Origin of the sequence: Lysobacter koreensis (assembly GCF_042677045.1) — a bacterium.
In the GTDB taxonomy this organism is placed as follows: Bacteria; Pseudomonadota; Gammaproteobacteria; order Xanthomonadales; family Xanthomonadaceae; genus Lysobacter_K; species Lysobacter_K koreensis.
Genome location: NZ_JBHTIH010000007.1, coordinates 1 through 18,190, shown reverse-complemented (window position 1 = coordinate 18,190; position 18,190 = coordinate 1). Strand labels below are relative to the sequence as shown.

Below are 18,190 nucleotides of genomic sequence, written 5' to 3'. Positions count from 1 at the left end.
AAAGGCCGCCCGAGGGCGGCCTTTGTTTTTTCCGACGACGGCAAGCCTTTAGAAATTCGGTTTGTCGGTGCTGCTGTTGAAGCGCTCGACGGCCTCGCTCAGCACCGCCTTGGCCTCGATCGCGCCGCCCCAGCCGTCGAGCTTGACCCACTTGCCCTTCTCCAGGTCCTTGTAGTGCTCGAAGAAGTGGCCGATGCGCTCGCACCAGTGGCTGCTGACCTTGTCGATGTCGTCGATGTGGCTGTAGCCGGCGAACACCTTGTCGATCGGCACCGCGAGGATCTTCTCGTCGCTGCCGGCCTCGTCGCTCATGCGCAGCACGCCGACCGGGCGGCAGCGGATCACCGAGCCGGGGATCAGCGGCAGCGGCAGGATCACCAGCACGTCGGCCGGGTCGCCGTCGCCGCACAGGGTGTGCGGCACGTAGCCGTAGTTGCACGGGTAGCGCATCGGCGTGGACAGGATGCGGTCGACGAAGATCGCGCCCGACGCCTTGTCGACCTCGTACTTGACCGGCTCGGCGTCCTTGGGGATTTCGATGATGACGTTGATCTCATCCGGCGGGTTCTTGCCGGTGGGGACGAGGTCCAGGCCCATGTGCTGCTCCAAAACTGGTGGCCGCGCCGAGGGGCGGGGCAGGGTGATCGGGGTGACCGAGGGGGAGGGGACGCGTGGCCCGGCATTTTACGCGGCTGGCTGCTGCGGTGCAGCAAGCGGGTTTCTGGTTTGCCGGGTGGGCCGGCGGACCTCGCGCGCCGGGGCGGGGCGGGGGGCGAGGGCGTCGGGACGGGCCTGCGCGACACCCGGAGAGTCGAGCGCGACTCTGCCGGTGTCGCGCGTGATGCCCGGGAGTGTCGCGCGTGACTCTCGAAGAGTGGCGCGCGATACCGGGGAGTGTGGCGCGCAACTCCCAAAGGGTGGCGCGTGATACCCAGGAGTGTCGCACCCGACTCTCAAAGTGCGGCGCGCGATGCCCGGGAATGTGTCGCGCGACTCTCCCGCAGTGGCGCGCGATGCCTAGGGTGTCGCGCTCGACACCCGGAGAGTGGCGCGTGACCCCGGCACGGTCGGCATCGTAGGGCGGGCCCTGGCCCGCCTTTCGGCCGATCGCCGACCCCTCGATTGCGGGCCCTGGCCCGCCTTCCGAACGATCGCCGACCCCTCGAGTGCGGGCCGGGGCCCGCCCTGCGAAAACGGCGGCCCGAAGGCCGCCGTTGTGGGTCCTGCATTGCGACCGATCGTTACAGCAGCGGCACCATCAGCAGCGCCACGATGTTGATGATCTTGATCAGCGGGTTGATCGCAGGTCCAGCGGTGTCCTTGTACGGGTCGCCGACGGTGTCGCCGGTGACCGCGGCCTTGTGCGCCTCGGAACCCTTGCCGCCGTGGTGGCCGTCCTCGATGTACTTCTTGGCGTTGTCCCACGCGCCGCCGCCGGTGGTCATCGAGATCGCCACGAACAGGCCGGTCACGATGGTGCCGATCAGCAGCCCGCCCAGCGCCTTCGGCCCCAGCAGCAGGCCGACCACGACCGGCACCGCGACCGGCAGCAACGACGGGATCACCATCTCCTTGATCGCCGACTTGGTCAGCATGTCGACCGCGCGCGAGTAGTCCGGCTTGCCGGTGCCTTGCATGATCCCGGGGATCTCGCGGAACTGGCGGCGCACTTCCTCGACCACCGCACCCGCCGCCCGGCCGACCGCTTCCATCGCCATCGCCCCGAACAGGTACGGGATCAGGCCGCCGATCAGCAGGCCGATGATCACCATGTGGTCGGACAGGTCAAAGCGCAGCACTTCGGCGGCGACGCCCGTCACCGCGGCCTTCGCGGCCGATGCGGTCTCCAGGTTATGCGTGTAGTCGGCGAACAGCACCAGAGCGGCCAACGCGGCCGACCCGATCGCGTAGCCCTTGGTCACCGCCTTGGTGGTGTTGCCGACCGCGTCGAGCGGGTCGGTGACCGCGCGCACTTCCGGCGGCAGCTCGGCCATCTCGGCGATGCCGCCGGCGTTGTCGGTGATCGGGCCGTACGCGTCGAGCGCGACGATCATGCCGGCCATCGACAGCATCGCGGTGGCCGCGATCGCGATCCCGTACAGGCCGCCGAGCGCGTGCGCGCCCCAGATCGCGGCGCACACCGCGATCACCGGCAATGCGGTGGATTTCATCGACACGCCCAAGCCGGCGATGATGTTGGTGCCGTGGCCGGTGGTCGATGCCGCGGCGATGTGCTGCACCGGCTTGAACTGAGTGCCGGTGTAGTACTCGGTGATCCACACGATCGCGCCGGTCAGCACCAGGCCGATCAGCGAGCACCAGTACAGGTTCATCGCGCCGTAGGCGTTGTCGGCCATCAGTTGCGTGGTGATCGGGTAGAACGCGACCGCGGCGAGCACCGCCGAGACGATCACGCCCTTGTACAGCGCGCCCATGATCGAGCCACCGGCCTTCACCTTGACGAACAGCGCGCCGATGATCGAGGCGATGATCGACACGCCGCCAAGCACCAGCGGGTACAGCACCGCGTTGGCGCCGACCGTGGTCGCCGGGTCGGTCGTGATCATCAGCCCGCCCAGCAGCATCGTGGCGATGATCGTGACCGCGTAGGTCTCGAACAGGTCGGCGGCCATGCCGGCGCAGTCGCCGACGTTGTCACCGACGTTGTCGGCGATCACCGCCGGGTTGCGCGGGTCGTCCTCGGGGATGCCGGCTTCGACCTTGCCCACCAGGTCGGCGCCGACGTCGGCGCCCTTGGTGAAGATGCCGCCGCCTAAACGGGCGAAGATCGAGATCAGCGAACTGCCGAACGCCAGCCCGACCAGCGCGTGCAGCGCCTTCTCGCCGGTGATGCCCATCTGCGCGAGCACCAGCCAGTAGCCGGCGACGCCGAGCAGGCCCAGGCCGACCACCAGCATGCCGGTGATCGCGCCGCCGCGAAACGCGACGTCCATCGCCGGACCGATGCCGCGGCGCGCCGCTTCGGCGGTGCGCACGTTGGCGCGCACCGACACGTTCATGCCGATGTAACCGGCCGCGCCCGACAGCACCGCACCGATCAAAAAGCCGATCGCGGTGGGCCAGTCGAGGAAGATGCCGATCACCACGAACAGCACCGCGCCGGCGATGGCGATCGTCGTGTACTGGCGGTTGAGGTAGGCGCGGGCGCCTTCCTGGATCGCGCCGGCGATCTCCTGCATGCGGGCGTTGCCGGCGGGCTGCGCGCTGATCCAGCGCGCCGAGATGATCCCGTAAAGGATCGCGATGACGGCGCAAATCAGCGCCACGTGCAAACCGTACTGCTCCAGCATGAACCCCTCCCCAGAGTGGAAACATCGGACAATTGATCGATCGCATGTGTTTTTGTGCTGCGAGCCGGGGAATCCCCCACACCGGCAGCGGCCCGACTATGGCACAGGTCGTCGTGCCAATCCGAGGCCGGGGCCCCGTCGCGCCTGCGGGAGCGGCTTCCGCCGCGATCGAAAGTCCACGCGTCATCGAGGGCCGGCGGGGCGATCCAATAGCTCTCGCGCTCCAATCGCGGCTAAAGCCGCTCCTACGAAATCCCCCGGAAAATCTCCGCGTCGACGGACGGTTCAGGCGCGCCATGCCAGCCTGCGCCGCAATCCCCCAAGGAGCGCCCCCATGCGCCTGACGCCCCTGATGCTCGCCCTCGCCGTACTGCCCGCGCTTGCCGCCGGCTCGGTGTCGGCCAATCCCGCCTCGGCCAACCCCAAGCCGGAGATCACCCGCGCCGCGATCAAGCCGCAGGCGGTGGGTGCCGCGCACACCCTGCGCACGATCCCGGAGGCCTGTGCGCGCATCGAAGGCCTGTTCACCGGCGACGCGAAGCAGCCGTACAAGTTCGCGGTGGTCCGCACCAGCGCCAACTGCCAGCCGCGCGCGCGCTTCGTCGACGCCGCCAAGGCGCAGCCGTCGGAGAAGGCGGGCTGGAAGTTCAACGACCTGATCCGGGTGCCGAACGCGAGTTGCGGCACCCAGCTGGCGGTGGTCAAGGTGTGGCGCAAGCCGGCGAACGTCGCGCCGCCGAAGCTCGACGACCAGGGCAAGTCGCGGATCTACCTCGAGGAGCAGCGCAAGAACGCCGAGGCCAACAAGCTGGCCGCGGTGCCGATGTTCGCGGCGCAGACCAGCGTCGAGGGCATGCCCTGCAAGTAGTGGTTGGCGTGTTGCGAACTAGCGTGTTCTGAAAAAAGACAAAGGCCGCGCAAGCGGCCTTTGTCGTTGTCACGACCTGCGCCGGTTATTCGGCGAGCTTGAGCTTGTCGGACATGCCGTCGAAGGTGGCCTGGTCGGACGGCGACAGGTTCGGACGGCCGGCCATGAAGCCCATCGTGATCGTGCCCTGCACGTAATAGGTTTCACCGGCTTCGACTTCCAGGTTCAGCACGTCCTTGGCTTCCGAATGAACGGTGTACTCGTGGGCGCCCGGCTCGACTTGCGCGACGAAGTACTTGCCATTGCGCAGCTTGCCCAGCTCGGTCTTGCCTTCGCGCACCTTGAAGCCGATTGCCGCGCCGGTGAACTTCGACGGGCGGAAGAACACGATCTGTCCCTTGCCTTCCGGCGCGGCGCCGATCAGTCCGGAAGACGCCGTGGTGGCCTGGGCATCGATGGTGGTCGGGGCGGACGCTTCCGCCGCGACTTCGGCGCTGGCGATGGCGGTGGCGGTTTCGGCTTCCTGGGCGATGGCCGTGCCGGACAGGGCGAGCAGGACGCACAGCGCGGAACTCTGGAGCTTGCAAAGCATCGGGTTACTCCTGGTTGGTGACAGTGATGGGTGGATTTGGGGCGGCCGTTGCCGGTAGCACGACGTCCTGGGCGAGCTTGGCGTTGACGCGGGTGCCGGCCGGAATTTCGATCTCGTGGCCGCGGATGAAATGCGCGAACGGACCGATCACCAGCGCCGCACCGAGCGCCGCCGCGGTGGAGTCCTTTCCGCTCGACCCCAGCTTCAGGCCCCGCAGCGGCCACTGCACCGAGCCGTGTTCGAGATGGCGCGCGGCGAGCAGCAATTCGCCGGGCTTGCCGCCGCCGCGCGCGGCCGCGGCATGGACGATTTCGCCGACGCCGATGACGCCGGCGGGGATCGCGGTTGCGCCGGCCAGCGTGAGCGGCGCATGCAGCCGCAGGCCGAACCTGTCGCCGCGCTTGTGCCGCGACGAACTGACCGGCTCGGTGATTTCCAGTTCGACCACGGTGCCTGCCGCGATCCGACAGCACGCCGTCGGTGCTGCCGTGGCGACGTCAGCAGCGCTGGTCGCGACAGTGGTGTCCGGCATCGGGTGCAATTCCGGCGTTGCCGCGCTCGCGTGCGCCATGCCGGCCGCAACCAATGCGGCCAGCATCCATACAGATGATTTCATCGGCTCCCCCTGCCGTTGGCGGCCGACGTTAGCCGAACATCAGGCGCCTGCCAAGGTCATCAGCCTTCGAAGGCGGGCAGCTTCTTCTTCACCGCGACATTCTTCAACGCCACGTACTTCGGCAACCCATCGCGTCCGTACGGCGGCGGCGCCTCGCCGCGGATCAGCGGCTCCAGGTATTTGCGCGCGGCCGCGGTGATGCCGTAGCCGTCGCGGCGGATAAAGCCGGCCGGCATCTTCTTCTCGTGGTTGGCGACCTTGCTTAGCGGTGCGGCTTCGATCTTCCAGCGATACGGTGTATCGGCGGTGCGCACGATCACCGGCATCACCGCGTTCATGCCCTTGAGCGCGAACTCGACCGCCTTGCGGCCGACCGCCTGGGCCTGCTCAAGGTCGGTCTTCGAAGCCAGGTGCCGCGCCGAACGCTGCAGGTAGTCGGGCAGCGCCCAGTGCACCTTGTGGCCGAGCGTGTCCTTGACCCGCCCGGCCAGGTGCGAGGCGACGCCGCCGAGCTGGGTGTGGCCGAACGAGTCCTTGCCGCCGCCGGCGTCGGCGACGAACTGGCCGTCCGCGGTCTGCAGGCCTTCGCTGGCGACCACCACGCAGTAGCCGACGCGCTTGACGGTGGCGTCGACCTTGGCGAAGAAGTCGGCCTCGACGAACGGCCGCTCCGGGAACAGGATCAGGTGCGGCGCCTCGTCGGCGCCTTGCCCGGCCAGCCCGGCGGCGGCGGCGAGCCAGCCGGCGTGGCGGCCCATCGCCTCGTACACGAACACCTTGGTCGAGGTGTCGGCCATCGCCGCGACGTCGAGCGCGGCCTCGCGCACCGACACCGCGGTGTACTTTGCGGCCGAGCCGAAGCCCGGGCAGCAGTCGGTCACCGCCAGGTCGTTGTCGACGGTCTTGGGCACGCCGATGCAGGTCAGCGGGTAGTCGAACTCGGCCGCGAGCTGCGAAACCTTGAGCGCGGTGTCGGCCGAGTCGTTGCCGCCGTTGTAGAGGAACCAGCGCACGTCGTGGGCCTTGAGCACCGCGAGCAGGCGCTCGTACTTCGCCCGGTCGGCGTCCAGCGACTTGAGCTTGACCCGGCACGAACCGAACGCGCCGCCGGGGGTGTGGGCCAGCGCGCGGATCGCCGCGGCGGACTCCTTCGAGGTGTCGATCAGCTCCTCGCGCAGCGCGCCGAGGATGCCGTTGCGGGCCGCCAGCACCTTGATTCGCTTGCCCCGGGCGGTCTCGATCACGGCGGCGGCGGTGGCGTTGATGACGGCGGTGACGCCGCCGGATTGGGCGTAGAGCAGGGTTCCAGAGGGCATGGCGGGTTCCAGGAAAACGGCCGGGATGCGGTAAGCTGGCCGCCGATTTGCCCGGCATGCGGGCGCGGCCGCACGCAGTCTAGCGCCGCCCGCGCCCCAGGATTTCTGTCCTCAGGAGTGATGTTGATGCGATTGGTACTGCTGGGCGCGCCCGGTTCCGGCAAGGGCACGCAGGCCGCGCGGCTCAAGGAGCACCTGCAGGTGCCGCACATTTCCACCGGCGACCTGCTGCGCGCCGAAGTCGCCGCCGGCAGCGCGCTCGGCCTGGAAGCCAAGGAAGTGATGGCCAGCGGCAACCTGGTCAGCGACGAGATCCTGCTGGGCATGCTCGAGGCCCGCTTCTCGCGCCCGGACACCGCCGGCGGCTTCATCCTCGACGGCTACCCGCGCAACCTCGCCCAGGCCGCCGCGCTCGACACGCTGCTGACCCGCCTCGGCCAGCCGATGGATTTCGCGGTGCAGCTGGACGTGCCGACCGACCTGCTGGTCGACCGCATCGCCGGCCGCGCCGCCGCCGAGGGCCGCGCCGACGACAGCCCCGATTCCGTGCGCACCCGCCTGGGCGTGTACGACAACCAGACCGCGCCGGTGATCGATTTCTACCGCCAGCACGGGCAGTTGACCGTGGTCGACGGCGTCGGCTCGCTGGACGAGGTGTTCAACCGCGTGATCGAGGCGCTGGTGCCGGTGCGCGAGGTTGGGTGAGCGGGCGCGATCAGCCGATGCCCTATCGGCATTGGCTGCGCCGGCGAACGCCCGGTCATGGATCGCCGGGCCGGACGATCCGAAGACGGCAATCTAGCGCCATGGATGGCAGCGCTTCCCTGTCCCGCATGAGACCGCTTCATTGAAACTCCATATCTTGGGCATCGCCGGCACCTTCATGGGCGGCGTCGCCGCGCTCGCGCGCGAACTGGGCCACGCGGTCGAAGGCAGCGACCAGGCGGTGTATCCGCCGATGTCGACGCAGCTGGAAAACCTCGGCATCACCCTCGGCCAGGGCTACCTGCCGGGCAACATCTCCGCCGACTGCGACGAGATCGTGATTGGCAACGCGCTCTCGCGCGGAAACGCGGCGGTCGAGCAGGTGCTCGACGACGGCCGCAAGTACACCTCCGGCGCGCAGTGGCTGTCCGAACAGGTGCTGCCGGGGCGCGACACGCTCGCCGTCGCCGGTACCCACGGCAAGACCACCACCACCACGATCCTGACCTGGCTGCTCGAAGCCGCCGGCCGCGCGCCGGGCTTCCTGATCGGCGGCGTCGCCGAGGACTTCGGCGTGTCGGCGCGCATCGGCGCGGGCCGCGAGTTCGTGGTCGAGGCCGACGAGTACGACACCGCGTTCTTCGACAAGCGCAGCAAGTTCGTGCACTACCGGCCGCTGGTCGCGATCCTCAACAACCTCGAGTACGACCACGCCGACATCTTCCCGGACGTGGCCGCGATCCAGCGCCAGTTCCACCACCTGGTGCGCACGGTGCCGCGCCGCGGCCGGTTGATCGTCAACGGCGAGGATCGTTACCTGGCCGAGGTGCTGGCGATGGGCTGCTGGACGCCGGTGGAGACTTTCGGCCTCGATCCGAGCCTGCTGCCGCAGGCGATGGGCCATGAAAGCCATGGCGACCGTGCCGATAGCGGCAGTGCGGCGCGCGCGGCGTTCGACTGGACCGCGCGCCTGCTCGCGCCCGACGGCAGCGCGTTCGTGGTGGTCCACGACGGCGTCGAGATCGGCGAAGTGCACTGGCCCCTGCTTGGCCGCCACAACGTGATGAACGCGCTCGCGTCGCTGGCCGCGGTGAACGCGGTCGGGGTCGACGCCGCGATCGTGCTGCCGGCGCTGTCGAACTTCCGCAGCGTCAAGCGACGCATGGAAGTGATCGGCGCCCACGACGGCATCACTGTCTACGACGACTTCGCCCACCACCCGACCGCGATTGCGACCACGCTTGCGGGCTTGCGCGCCAGGGTCGGCGACGCGCGGATCGTCGTCGCGATGGAGCCGCGCAGCAATTCGATGCGGTTGGGCGCGCACGCCGACGCGCTGGCGCCGTCGCTGGATGGCGCCGACGCGGTGGTGTTCCTGCACCGGCCGGAACTGGCTTGGGATGCGGGCAAGGTCGTGGGCGGATTGCGCGGGCAGGGCGTGACCGCGGCCGACGTCGATGCGTTGATCGCGGTATTGGCGCAACGCGTGCTGCCCGGCGACCACGTCGTGTTCATGTCCAACGGTGGCTTCGACGGCGCCCCGCGACGGTTCCTGGCGACGTTGCAGCAGGCCGCGGCACGCTGATCGGCTGTTGTAGATCCGAGCCTGCTCGGATGGCGGTTCGATGTCATGACTGAAAAAGCCGTCCGAGCAAGCTCGAACCTGCGGGAGCGCGCGTAGACTTTCCGCCATGCCGGCCGACACATCCGCCACCGAAGCGCTGGGGCTGTTCCCGCTGCACACGGTGCTGCTGCCCGGCTCGGCGCTGGGCCTGCGCGTGTTCGAGCCGCGCTACCTCGACCTGGTGCGCGATTGCGGCCGCCAGCAACGCGGCTTCGGCGTGTGCCTGATCCTCGACGGCCACGAGGTGGGCGCGCCCGCGTCGGCGGCCGCGTACGGCACCGAGGCGGTGATCGAGGATTTCGGCACCGGCGATGACGGCCTGCTGACCCTGCGCGTGCGCGGCGCGCGGCGCTTCGTCGCGCGTCAGGTGCGGGTGCGCGACAACGGCCTGCAGGTCGCGCAAGTGAACTGGTGCGCGGCCGATGCGGCCGAGCCGGTGCGGCCCGAACACGGCCTGCTCGCGACCATCCTGCGGCAGGTGCTCGACCACGCCGGCGGCGAGCACGCCAACGCACCGAGCGCGCGCTTCGACGACGCGGCCTGGGTCGGCTGGCGGCTGGCGGAGCTGCTGCCGCTGGAGAACCCGCAACGGCAGCAACTGCTGCAACTCGACGATCCCCACCAGCGACTCGATCGGCTGCTGGCGCTGCTGCCTTAGTGCTGTTGCCTTGGTGGCGGTGCGGTGCGGTGCGGTGCCGAGCCTTGCTCGGCACGCGCTTGCCCGCACCGAAAGCGTGCCGAGCAAGGCTCGGCACTACAGGAACCTTTTACGGCGTCGGCGTTCCGGCGCCGGTCGTGCGCAGCCGCAGCACAGGCATGCCGTTGCGTGGATGCGGGCTTTCGATGTGCTCGAACCCGCGCACCGCCGAGGCCAGCGCGGCGTGCGCGTGGCCGGTGTCGGGCTCGGGCAACCACAGCGTCGCCACGCCGAGCAGCCGCTTCGCGCGCAAGGTCTGGGTGCTGCCCAGCCACAGCGGCACGCCGTCGGTGAGCGCGGCCGGCGCGGGCCACAGGCGCAGCGCGTGCTGCTCGTCGGGGCGCTCGCCGTCGTGCAGCAGTAGCAAGGTTTCGGCCTGCGCGTCGAGCGTGGCCGGCAGCACCGGTTGGGCGCGCAGCGCGGTGTCGTCGTCGAGCAGGCCGATCGTCTTGACCCAGCCGGCCTGCGGCTGCACCCGCCAGCCCTGCGCGAGCAGCGCGGCCTGCAGCGGCGCCAGCGGCCCGGCGACCTGCACGTCCAGCGGCCAGCGCCGGCGCGCGTCGGTCTCGTTGCGCTGCTCGGGCAACGTGGCCCAGTCGCGCGTCCACCAGTCGTGCTGCGCGAGCACGGTGGTGGTTGGGGTCGAGGTGAACTTCGCCAGCAGCGGGTCGACCGCGCGGGGCGCATGCCACAGCGCCGCGGCGGCGAACGTGCCGTAGAACAGCCACGCCAGCGGCCGCATCCAGAACGAGCGCGCGACGTGGCGCCGGTAGGCGATGCCCAGCACCAGCAGCCATAGAAAACCGAACAACGTGCCGCCGACCAGGTCGCTGGGCCAGTGCGCGCCCAGGTACAGGCGCGCGAAGCCGACCAGGGTGGTCACCACGCCGGCCAGCAGGTACGGCCACACGCGGGTGCGCCCGGGCAACTCGCGCGCGATCAGCACCGCGAAGAAGCCGAACGTGATCGTGGTCATCGTCACCGCGACCGACGGGAAGCCGAAGCCGGCCGGCGCGGTCGGCGGCCGCGGCATGTCGATCGCCGCCTCCAGCAACGCGGTCAGCGCCAGCCCGAACACCAGCGCCGCCAGCCAGTGCGCCGCCGCCATCCAGCGCCGCCGCCACAGCAGGTAGCCCAGCGCGACCGCGGCCGCCGGGCCGAGCACCGCGACGTCGCCGAGGCTGGCCAGCGCCGCCATCAGGCGGTCGGCGAGCGGGTTGCGCAGGCCCCACATGAAGTCGTGGATGCGGTGGTCGATCGCCAGCGGGCCACCGCTGGCCAGCAGCGTCGCGAGCAGCGTGAACCACGCCCAGCTGATCGCCAGCAGGCACATAGCCAGCATCACCAGCGAGGCCGATTCGGGACGGTTCGGGTCGATCAGCGCCGCGGCGTAGCGGCCTAGTCGCGGATGCGCGCGGGTCCAGCCGAGCGCGCGCGCGAGCAGGGTGTCAGCGTGCGCGGCGAACCAGCGCCACGTGTACAGCACCCCGGCCCAGACCAGCCCGATCGCGGCCAGCAACGACAGCAGTACCAGCGCCAGGCGGTCGGCGACCGCGGCCACCGCGTCGTAGGACGCGCCCAGCACCCAGCCCGGGGCCAGGAACAACGCCGCCCAGACCAGCGATGCGACCGCGCTGGGCAGCAGGTAGCGCCGCAGCGGCATGTGCAGCATCCCGGCGATCGCCGGCACGAACGGCCGCACCGCGCCGACGAAGCGCGCGGTGAAGATGCTCTTGGCGCCGTGGCGGCGGAACATCGCCTCGCCCTGGTCCAGCCACTGCGGGTACCGCGAGAACGGCCAGCGCTGCCGGAGCTGCAGGCCCCAGCGCCGGCCGATCCAGTAGCTCAACGCGTCGCCGCAGAACGCGCCCAGGCCCGCGCAGACCACCGCGTACGGCCCGTTGATGTGGCCCAGCCCGACCATCACGCCGATCGCGATCAGCAGCGGCAGCGCCGGTACCACGATGCCGACGATCACCAGCGCATCGCAGAACGCGATCGCGAACGCCAGGCCGCCGGCCGCGAGCGGATGGGCACTGATCCATTCGGTCGCGGTTTGCAGCCAGGCGGTTTCCATCGGCCGATTATGGCAGCGCGATGCGACCTTCCGGTCCAGTACTCACGGCATACGGTGGCGCGTGTCGCACGAGGGCGCTTGGTACGAGACCGCGCTTGCGTACACTGCCGCGATGCATTCCGACGCCACCGAAGTTTCCGCGCTCAAGGCCGACAGTTTCGGCCGCATCGCCCTGATGCGCGACGCCAGCGGCCTGTTCGTGCGCCGCGACCTGGTCCACGTTCCGCTGTGGCTGCGCCTGCCGGCGTGGTACCTGGCGCGGCGCGAGGCGCGCGCGCTGCAGCGCGTCGATGGCCTCCCCGCGACGCCGCAGTTGCTGCGCTGGGACGGCCGCCGCCTCGATCGCAGCTATATGGCAGGCGCGGCGATGTACCAGCGACCGCCGCGCGATGACCTGGCGTACTTCCAACAGGCGCGCCGGCTGCTGCAGCGATTGCATCGGCGCGGGCTGGCCCACAACGACCTGGCCAAGGAGGCCAACTGGCTGGTGCTCGAGGACGGCACGCCGGCGATCATCGACTTCCAGCTCGCCACCCGCGGCGATCCGCGCTCGCGCTGGATGCGCCTGCTCGCGCGCGAGGACCTGCGCCACCTGCTCAAGCACAAGCGCACCTACTGTCCCGATGCGATCACGCCGGTGGAGCGGCGCGTGCTCAAGCGCCACTCGTGGCTGCGCGAGGCGTGGTTCGCGACTGGCAAGCCGGTCTACCGCTTCATAACGCGCCGCTTGCTGAAGTGGGAGGACAATGAAGGCCAGGGTCCCAAGCCCTGAATCGGCCTTCGCCGAGGAGAACTCCATGAACACGCTGTCGGGCAAGACCCTGTTCATCACCGGCGCCTCGCGCGGTATCGGCCGCGCGATCGCGCTGCGCGCCGCCCGCGACGGCGCCAACATCGCGATCGCCTCCAAGTCGGCGGTCGCCAACCCCAAGCTGCCGGGCACCATCCACTCCGTCGCCGCCGAGGTCGAGGCTGCCAGCGGGCGCGCGCTGCCGTTGAAATGCGACATCCGCGAGGAAGAGGAAGTGCGCGCCGCGGTCGCCGCTACCGTCGACATGTTCGGTGGCATCGACATCCTGGTGAACAACGCCAGCGCGATCTGGCTCAAGCCCACGCTCGAGACGCCGATGAAGCGCTACGACCTGATGCAGCAGGTCAACGCGCGCGGCAGCTTCCTGTGCGCGCAGGCGTGCCTGCCGTACCTGCTGCAGGCGCCGAACCCGCACATCCTGTCGCTGGCGCCGCCGCTGAACCTCGACCCGAAATGGTGGGCGCCGCATACCGCCTACACCCTGGCCAAGATGGGCATGAGCTTCGTGACCCTGGGCCTGGCTGCCGAGTTCGGCCCGCAAGGGGTCGCGGTCAACGCGCTGTGGCCGCGCACGGTGATCGCCACCGACGCGATCAACATGATCCCCGGGGTCGAGGCGGCGCAGTGCCGCACCCCGGAGATCGTCGCCGACGCCGCGCACGCGATCCTGGTGCGGTCGTCGGACGGCTTCCACGGCCACTTCCTGATCGACGACGACGTGCTGTTCGCCGCCGGCGTCAACGACTTCGCGCAGTACGCGGTCGACCCGACGCAGCACCTGCTGCCGGACCTGTTCCTTACCGATTCGCAACTGCCGAAGAAGCACCGATGAAGTATTTGCACGCGATGGTCCGGGTGCGCGACCTCGACGCCTCGCTGGCGTTCTTCCGCGATGGCCTGGGCCTGCTCGAGACACGCCGCCGCGACCACCCGCAAGGCCGCTTTACCTTGGTCTACCTCGGCGCGCCGGAGAACCCCGAGGCCGAGATCGAGCTGACCTGGAACTACGACGACGAGGTGTACGCGAGCGCGCGCAACTTCGGCCACCTCGCGTTCGCGGTCGACGACATCCACGCCACCTGCGCGCACCTGCAGACACTGGGGATCACGATCAACCGACCGCCGCGCGACGGCCACATGGCGTTCGTGCGCTCGCCCGATGGCATCTCGATCGAGCTGCTGCAGAAGGGCGCGTCGCTGCCGCCGCGCGAGCCGTGGGTGTCGATGCCCAACACCGGCCAGTGGTGACAAGCGGCGGGAGAGAACGGCGCGAGCGCTTGCGCGATAATCGCCGTCCGCTCCTGCTGCCATCGCCATGAACGACAACACCGATTCGCTGTACGCGCTGTCCGAACGCTACTACCTGCCGGTCTACCGGCCGCGCCGGATCGTGCTCGATCGCGGCCAGGGCGCGCGGGTATGGGATCGCGACGGTCGCGAGTACGTCGACTTCGGTGCCGGCATCGCGGTCAACGCGCTCGGCCACGCGCACCCGGCGCTGATCGCCGCGCTGACCGCTCAGGCCGGCAGGCTCTGGCACACCAGCAACGTGTTCATCAGCGAGCCGCCGCTGCGGCTGGCCGAGGCGCTGGTCGAGGCCTCGCGCTTCGCGCAGCGCGTGTTCTTCTGCAATTCCGGCGCCGAGGCCAACGAGGCCGCGATCAAGCTCGCGCGCAAGTGGGCGACCGCGCAGGGTCGCGCGCCCGAGCGCCGCGTGATCCTCAGCTTCCGCGGCAGCTTCCACGGCCGCACCCTGGCCGCGGTCACCGCGACCGCGCAACCGAAGTACCACGAGGGTTTCGAGCCGCTGCCGCCAGGCTTCCGCTACAGCGATTTCAACGATCTGGCCGCGGCCGAGGCGGCGATGGCCGCCGGCGACGTCTGCGCGGTGCTGGTCGAACCGGTGCAGGGCGAGGGCGGCGTCACCCCGGCCAGCGAGGAGTTCGTGCACGGCTTGCGTGCGCTGTGCGATCGCCACGGCGCGTTGCTGGTGCTCGACGAAATCCAGTGCGGCATGGGCCGCACCGGCCACCTGTTCGCCTGCCACGGCTACGGCGTCACGCCCGATGTGGTGACGCTGGCCAAGGCGCTCGGCAGCGGCTTCCCGATCGGCGCGATGCTGGTCGGGGAGCAGGCCGCGCAGGCGATGCAGTTCGGCGCGCACGGCACCACGTTCGGCGGCAACCCGCTCGCCGCCGCGGTCGCCGGCGCCGCGTTGAAGGAGTTGTCGTCAGCCGCCTTGCTCGCGAACGTGACCCGGCAGGCGCAGGTAATCCGCGACGCGCTGGCCGCGTTGGATGCCGAGTTCGGCCTGTTTGCGCAGATCCGCGGCCGCGGCCTGATGCTCGGCGCGCAGCTGCGTGAGGCGCACGCGGGCAAGGCTGGCGAGATCCTCGATCGCTGCATCGAGCACGGGCTGCTGCTGCTGCAGGCCGGCCCCGATGTGTTGCGCTTCGTGCCGGCGCTGAACATTTCCGACGCCGACGTGGCCGAGGGCCTGGCGCGGTTGCGCGCGGCGTTGCTGGAGTTCAAACGCGGCTGATCAGTTTTCAGGCTCCCTCTCCCGTTAGCGGGAGAGGGTTGGGGTGAGGGCGCTCCTGCTTAGCCTTTCGCGATCACGAACGCCTCGCACGCCGCCGCCACGGTCGCTGCGATCTCGGCCTCGCCATGCGCGCTCGACATGAACCCGGCCTCGAACGCCGACGGCGCGAAGTACACGCCGCGCTCGCGCATCGCGTGGAAAAAGCGGTTGAAGCGCGCCGTGTCCGATGCCATCGCCTCGGCGAACGTCTCCACAGGCCCTTCGCGGAAATACAGCCCGAACATGCCCGGCGCGCGCGTGGTGTGGAAGGCGACGCCTGCCTCGCGCGCCGCGGCCTCGAGGCCGTCGCACAGCGCGTGCGTGTTGCGTTCCAGGGCGTCGTGGAAGCCGGGCGCGCGGATCAGCTCGAGCGTCGCCAGCCCGGCCGCCATCGCCACCGGGTTGCCGCTCAGCGTGCCGGCCTGGTAGATCGGCCCGCTCGGCGCCACCTGCGACATCAGGTCGCGCCGTCCCCCGTACGCGCCGACCGGCATGCCGCCGCCGATGATCTTGCCGAACGTGCTCAGGTCGGGCGTGATCCCGTAGCGCTGCTGCGCGCCGCCGAGTGCGACCCGGAAACCGGTCATCACTTCGTCGAAGATCAGCAGCGCGCCGTGCCGCGTGCACAGCTCGCGCAGGTGCTGCAGGTAGCCCTCGCGCGGCAGGATGCAGTTGGCGTTGCCGACGATCGGCTCGATGATCAGCCCGGCGATGTCGCTGCCGGCCTCGTCGAACAGCTTCGTGGCCGCGTCGAAGTCGTTGTACGGCAGCGTCAGCGTGAGGTCGGCGAGCGCCGCCGGCACCCCCGGCGAGTTCGGCAGGCCCAGCGTCAGCGCGCCGCTGCCAGCCTTGACCAGGAAGCTGTCGCCGTGACCGTGATAGCAACCCTCGAACTTGACGATGCGGTTGCGGCCGGTGGCGCCGCGGGCGACGCGGATCGCCGACAGCGTCGCCTCGGTGCCGGAATTCACCATCCGCACCATGTCGCAGCTGGGCACGATCGACGTGATCGCCTCGGCCATCGTCACTTCCAGCGCATTGGGCACGCCGAAGCTGAGGCCATCGCGCATCGTCCGCGCGACCGCTTCGAGCACCTGCGGATGCGCGTGACCGGCGATCATCGGCCCCCACGAGCCGACGTAGTCGATGTAGCGGTTGCCGTCGACGTCGAACAGGTACGCGCCTTCCGCGCGCTGCGCGAAGAACGGTTCGCCGCCCACCGACTTGAACGCGCGCACCGGCGAATTGACACCGCCTGGCAGCAGTTGCGAGGCGCGGGCGAATAGGGCGCGGGAGTGGTCGGTCTTCATCGGCGGTCTTCTTCGGTGGGTTCTGCGAAACAGGCGAGGTAGGCGCGGGTGGCCGCGGCGGGATCGGGCGCGTCGAACACGCCGCTGATCACGGCGACCAGGTCGGCCCCGGCAACGACCAGCGAGCGCGCATTGTCCGGGGTGATGCCACCGATCGCCACCCGCGGCACGCCCAGCTGGGCGGTGTCGCGCAGCACACCGGTCGGTGCGCGGCGCGCGCTCGGCTTGGTGGTTGAGGGGAAAAACGCCCCAAATGCGACGTAGCTCGCGCCGCCGGCGACCGCCCGCTGGGCCAACGCGAGATCGTCGTAGCACGACGCGCCAATGAGCGCGCCGCGCCCCAGTGCCGCGCGCGCCACCGTGAGTTCACCGTCGTCCTTGCCCAGGTGCGCGCCATCGGCGCCGATCGCCGCGGCGAGTCGCCAGTCGTCGTTGATGATCAGTGGCACGCCATGCAACCGGCACAGCGGCTGCAGCGCGCGCGCCTGTTGGTCGCGGAGCACTTGGTCCGCATGCTTGTTGCGGTACTGCAGCCAAGCGGCGCCGGCGCGCAACACCGTCTCCACCCGCGCCAGCAATCGCTTGGTGTCGGCATCGTCGGGGGTGATCGCGTAAAGGCCACGCCGCGGCCAGTCCGGGTTGATCGACAACTGCATCTATTGGCTTCCGTGGACGCGGGCGGGGTGGGACAATGCGCGTCCCGCAATCCACGCATTATCCGCCCATGTCCGAGACCGCCACGATCACCGCCTATCGCACCTGGATGTGCGTGGTCTGCGGCTTCATCTACGACGAGGCCAAGGGCCTGCCCGAAGAAGGCATCGCCGCCGGCACGCGCTGGGACGACGTCCCCGACACCTGGACCTGCCCGGACTGCGGCGTGACCAAGGACGACTTCGAGATGATGGAGCTGTAAGAGCGACTATTTCGCCCGATACAGTCTCTTATGGGCTTGCCATGCCGGGTCCGAACGTCAGCTCCGCGCCGTTCTTCAGCCCCAGTCGCGCCGCTTCGCCGGCGTTGAGTTCCAGCACGAACCGCGCCGGCGCATCGCTGGGATACGGCGGGCAACGGTCGCCGGCCGAGCACGGCGGCACATCGCGCTGCTGCGACACCAGCTTGCGTGCCTCGTCGAAGTACAGGATGTCCAGCGCGATGCGCGTGTTCTTCATCCAGTACGCCTGCGGTTCCTGGCGTTCATGGATGAACAGCATGCCGTGGCGTTCGGGCATGGCATCGCGGAACATCAAGCCGCGCGCGCGCTCGGCATCGTCGTCGGCGACCTCCACCGCATAGCGCTGGCCGCCGAGCTCCACCCACAGGCCATTGCCGGATGCGCAACCGGCCAACGTCAGGCCGCAAAACGCGAGCAACAGGCGAGTTCGCAACATCGGCATGTTCCTATTGGTGATGGCGTCGACCATCCAGCACGTCCCTGGCGGAGTCAAGCTGGCCGCGCGCGCGTCGAGTCCATGCGTCGAGTCGCTGCCAAGACCCAAAAAAACATTCGCTGGGCTCTTCCCAATTCCGATCGAGGTGTGCACAATGCGCGCCCCGCCACGGTGATGCATCGGCCCGGCGGGAAGCGGCAGAAAAAGATTTCACAAGGTGTTGACGGACGTGGAATCTGCTGTAAGATGTGCGGCTCACTTGATCACTTCGGTGGCAAGTACGAAACGCGG

Annotated in this window: 18 protein-coding genes and 1 pseudogene; 10 read left to right on the top strand and 9 right to left on the bottom strand. The window is 69.7% G+C overall.

Features of this window, described 5'->3' with window-relative positions; genetic code table 11:
• Window positions 1-48 precede the first annotated feature (48 nt).
• Window positions 49-597: an inorganic diphosphatase gene (gene ppa, locus ACFQZQ_RS12150; protein WP_386813081.1), complete on the bottom strand. Its 549-nt coding sequence runs from the start codon at window positions 595-597 to the stop codon at window positions 49-51.
• Window positions 598-1,241: 644 nt separating this feature from the next.
• Complete coding sequence (locus ACFQZQ_RS12145; RefSeq protein ID WP_386813080.1) at window positions 1,242-3,311, bottom strand: sodium-translocating pyrophosphatase; 2,070 nt, start codon at window positions 3,309-3,311, stop codon at window positions 1,242-1,244.
• A 334-nt stretch (window positions 3,312-3,645) separates the two neighbouring features.
• Between ACFQZQ_RS12145 and ACFQZQ_RS12140 the strand changes: the two genes are divergently transcribed.
• A complete protein-coding gene (locus ACFQZQ_RS12140; protein WP_386813079.1) occupies window positions 3,646-4,179 on the top strand; it encodes a hypothetical protein in 534 nt (177 codons plus the stop codon).
• An 85-nt stretch (window positions 4,180-4,264) separates the two neighbouring features.
• On the opposite strand, the gene ACFQZQ_RS12135 is transcribed toward ACFQZQ_RS12140, so the two are convergent.
• From ACFQZQ_RS12135 to ACFQZQ_RS12125, 3 genes are read right to left on the bottom strand one after another with little or no spacing between them, the layout of a single operon-like run.
• Window positions 4,265-4,771, bottom strand: coding sequence for a DUF2846 domain-containing protein (locus tag ACFQZQ_RS12135; protein WP_386813077.1), 507 nt, complete (start codon window positions 4,769-4,771; stop codon window positions 4,265-4,267).
• Between the two features lie 4 nt (window positions 4,772-4,775).
• Entirely contained in the window at window positions 4,776-5,387 is a 612-nt protein-coding gene (locus ACFQZQ_RS12130; protein ID WP_386813076.1) for a hypothetical protein, read from the bottom strand.
• Between the two features lie 59 nt (window positions 5,388-5,446).
• Window positions 5,447-6,703: a 6-phosphofructokinase gene (locus tag ACFQZQ_RS12125; protein ID WP_386813075.1), complete on the bottom strand. Its 1,257-nt coding sequence runs from the start codon at window positions 6,701-6,703 to the stop codon at window positions 5,447-5,449.
• A gap of 126 nt (window positions 6,704-6,829) precedes the next feature.
• On the opposite strand from ACFQZQ_RS12125, the gene ACFQZQ_RS12120 reads away from it, so the two are divergent.
• From ACFQZQ_RS12120 to ACFQZQ_RS12110, 3 genes are all read left to right on the top strand, one after another.
• Complete coding sequence (locus ACFQZQ_RS12120) at window positions 6,830-7,408, top strand: adenylate kinase (protein ID WP_386813074.1); 579 nt, start codon at window positions 6,830-6,832, stop codon at window positions 7,406-7,408.
• 142 nt (window positions 7,409-7,550) lie between these two features.
• Window positions 7,551-8,993, top strand: coding sequence for a Mur ligase family protein (locus ACFQZQ_RS12115; protein ID WP_386813073.1), 1,443 nt, complete (start codon window positions 7,551-7,553; stop codon window positions 8,991-8,993).
• 106 nt (window positions 8,994-9,099) lie between these two features.
• Window positions 9,100-9,690, top strand: coding sequence for an LON peptidase substrate-binding domain-containing protein (locus ACFQZQ_RS12110; protein WP_386813072.1), 591 nt, complete (start codon window positions 9,100-9,102; stop codon window positions 9,688-9,690).
• A 109-nt stretch (window positions 9,691-9,799) separates the two neighbouring features.
• On the opposite strand, the gene ACFQZQ_RS12105 is transcribed toward ACFQZQ_RS12110, so the two are convergent.
• Window positions 9,800-11,806: a bifunctional DedA family/phosphatase PAP2 family protein gene (locus tag ACFQZQ_RS12105; protein ID WP_386813071.1), complete on the bottom strand. Its 2,007-nt coding sequence runs from the start codon at window positions 11,804-11,806 to the stop codon at window positions 9,800-9,802.
• Window positions 11,807-11,918: 112 nt separating this feature from the next.
• Between ACFQZQ_RS12105 and ACFQZQ_RS12100 the strand changes: the two genes are divergently transcribed.
• From ACFQZQ_RS12100 to ACFQZQ_RS12085, 4 genes are all read left to right on the top strand, one after another.
• Entirely contained in the window at window positions 11,919-12,578 is a 660-nt protein-coding gene (locus tag ACFQZQ_RS12100) for a serine/threonine protein kinase (RefSeq protein ID WP_386813070.1), read from the top strand.
• Between the two features lie 25 nt (window positions 12,579-12,603).
• Entirely contained in the window at window positions 12,604-13,449 is an 846-nt protein-coding gene (locus ACFQZQ_RS12095; protein ID WP_386813069.1) for an SDR family oxidoreductase, read from the top strand.
• Window positions 13,446-13,865 (top strand): VOC family protein, encoded by a 420-nt coding sequence (locus tag ACFQZQ_RS12090; RefSeq protein ID WP_386813068.1) that lies wholly within the window; start codon window positions 13,446-13,448, stop codon window positions 13,863-13,865. The genes ACFQZQ_RS12095 and ACFQZQ_RS12090 overlap by 4 nt, the downstream gene beginning before the upstream one ends.
• Before the next feature lie 67 nt (window positions 13,866-13,932).
• The gene (locus ACFQZQ_RS12085) at window positions 13,933-15,159 is read left to right on the top strand and encodes an acetylornithine/succinyldiaminopimelate transaminase (protein WP_386813067.1); all 1,227 of its coding nucleotides are present in this window, start codon (window positions 13,933-13,935) and stop codon (window positions 15,157-15,159) included.
• A 59-nt stretch (window positions 15,160-15,218) separates the two neighbouring features.
• Here ACFQZQ_RS12085 and hemL read toward each other — a convergent pair whose 3' ends face one another.
• Together hemL and thiE are read right to left on the bottom strand one after the other, a co-directional pair.
• Complete coding sequence (hemL, locus tag ACFQZQ_RS12080; protein WP_386813065.1) at window positions 15,219-16,508, bottom strand: glutamate-1-semialdehyde 2,1-aminomutase; 1,290 nt, start codon at window positions 16,506-16,508, stop codon at window positions 15,219-15,221.
• Window positions 16,505-17,164 (bottom strand): thiamine phosphate synthase, encoded by a 660-nt coding sequence (thiE, locus tag ACFQZQ_RS12075; protein WP_386813063.1) that lies wholly within the window; start codon window positions 17,162-17,164, stop codon window positions 16,505-16,507. The genes hemL and thiE overlap by 4 nt, the downstream gene beginning before the upstream one ends.
• A 49-nt stretch (window positions 17,165-17,213) precedes the next feature.
• On the opposite strand from thiE, the pseudogene ACFQZQ_RS12070 reads away from it, so the two are divergent.
• Window positions 17,214-17,424, top strand: a pseudogene (locus ACFQZQ_RS12070) (rubredoxin).
• A 28-nt stretch (window positions 17,425-17,452) separates the two neighbouring features.
• On the opposite strand, the gene ACFQZQ_RS12065 reads toward ACFQZQ_RS12070, so the two are convergent.
• Window positions 17,453-17,899: a DUF192 domain-containing protein gene (locus ACFQZQ_RS12065; protein WP_386813062.1), complete on the bottom strand. Its 447-nt coding sequence runs from the start codon at window positions 17,897-17,899 to the stop codon at window positions 17,453-17,455.
• A gap of 81 nt (window positions 17,900-17,980) precedes the next feature.
• Between ACFQZQ_RS12065 and ACFQZQ_RS12060 the strand changes: the two genes are divergently transcribed.
• Window positions 17,981-18,190: hypothetical protein (locus tag ACFQZQ_RS12060; protein WP_386813061.1), on the top strand; the 210-nt coding region annotated here is incomplete at its 3' end.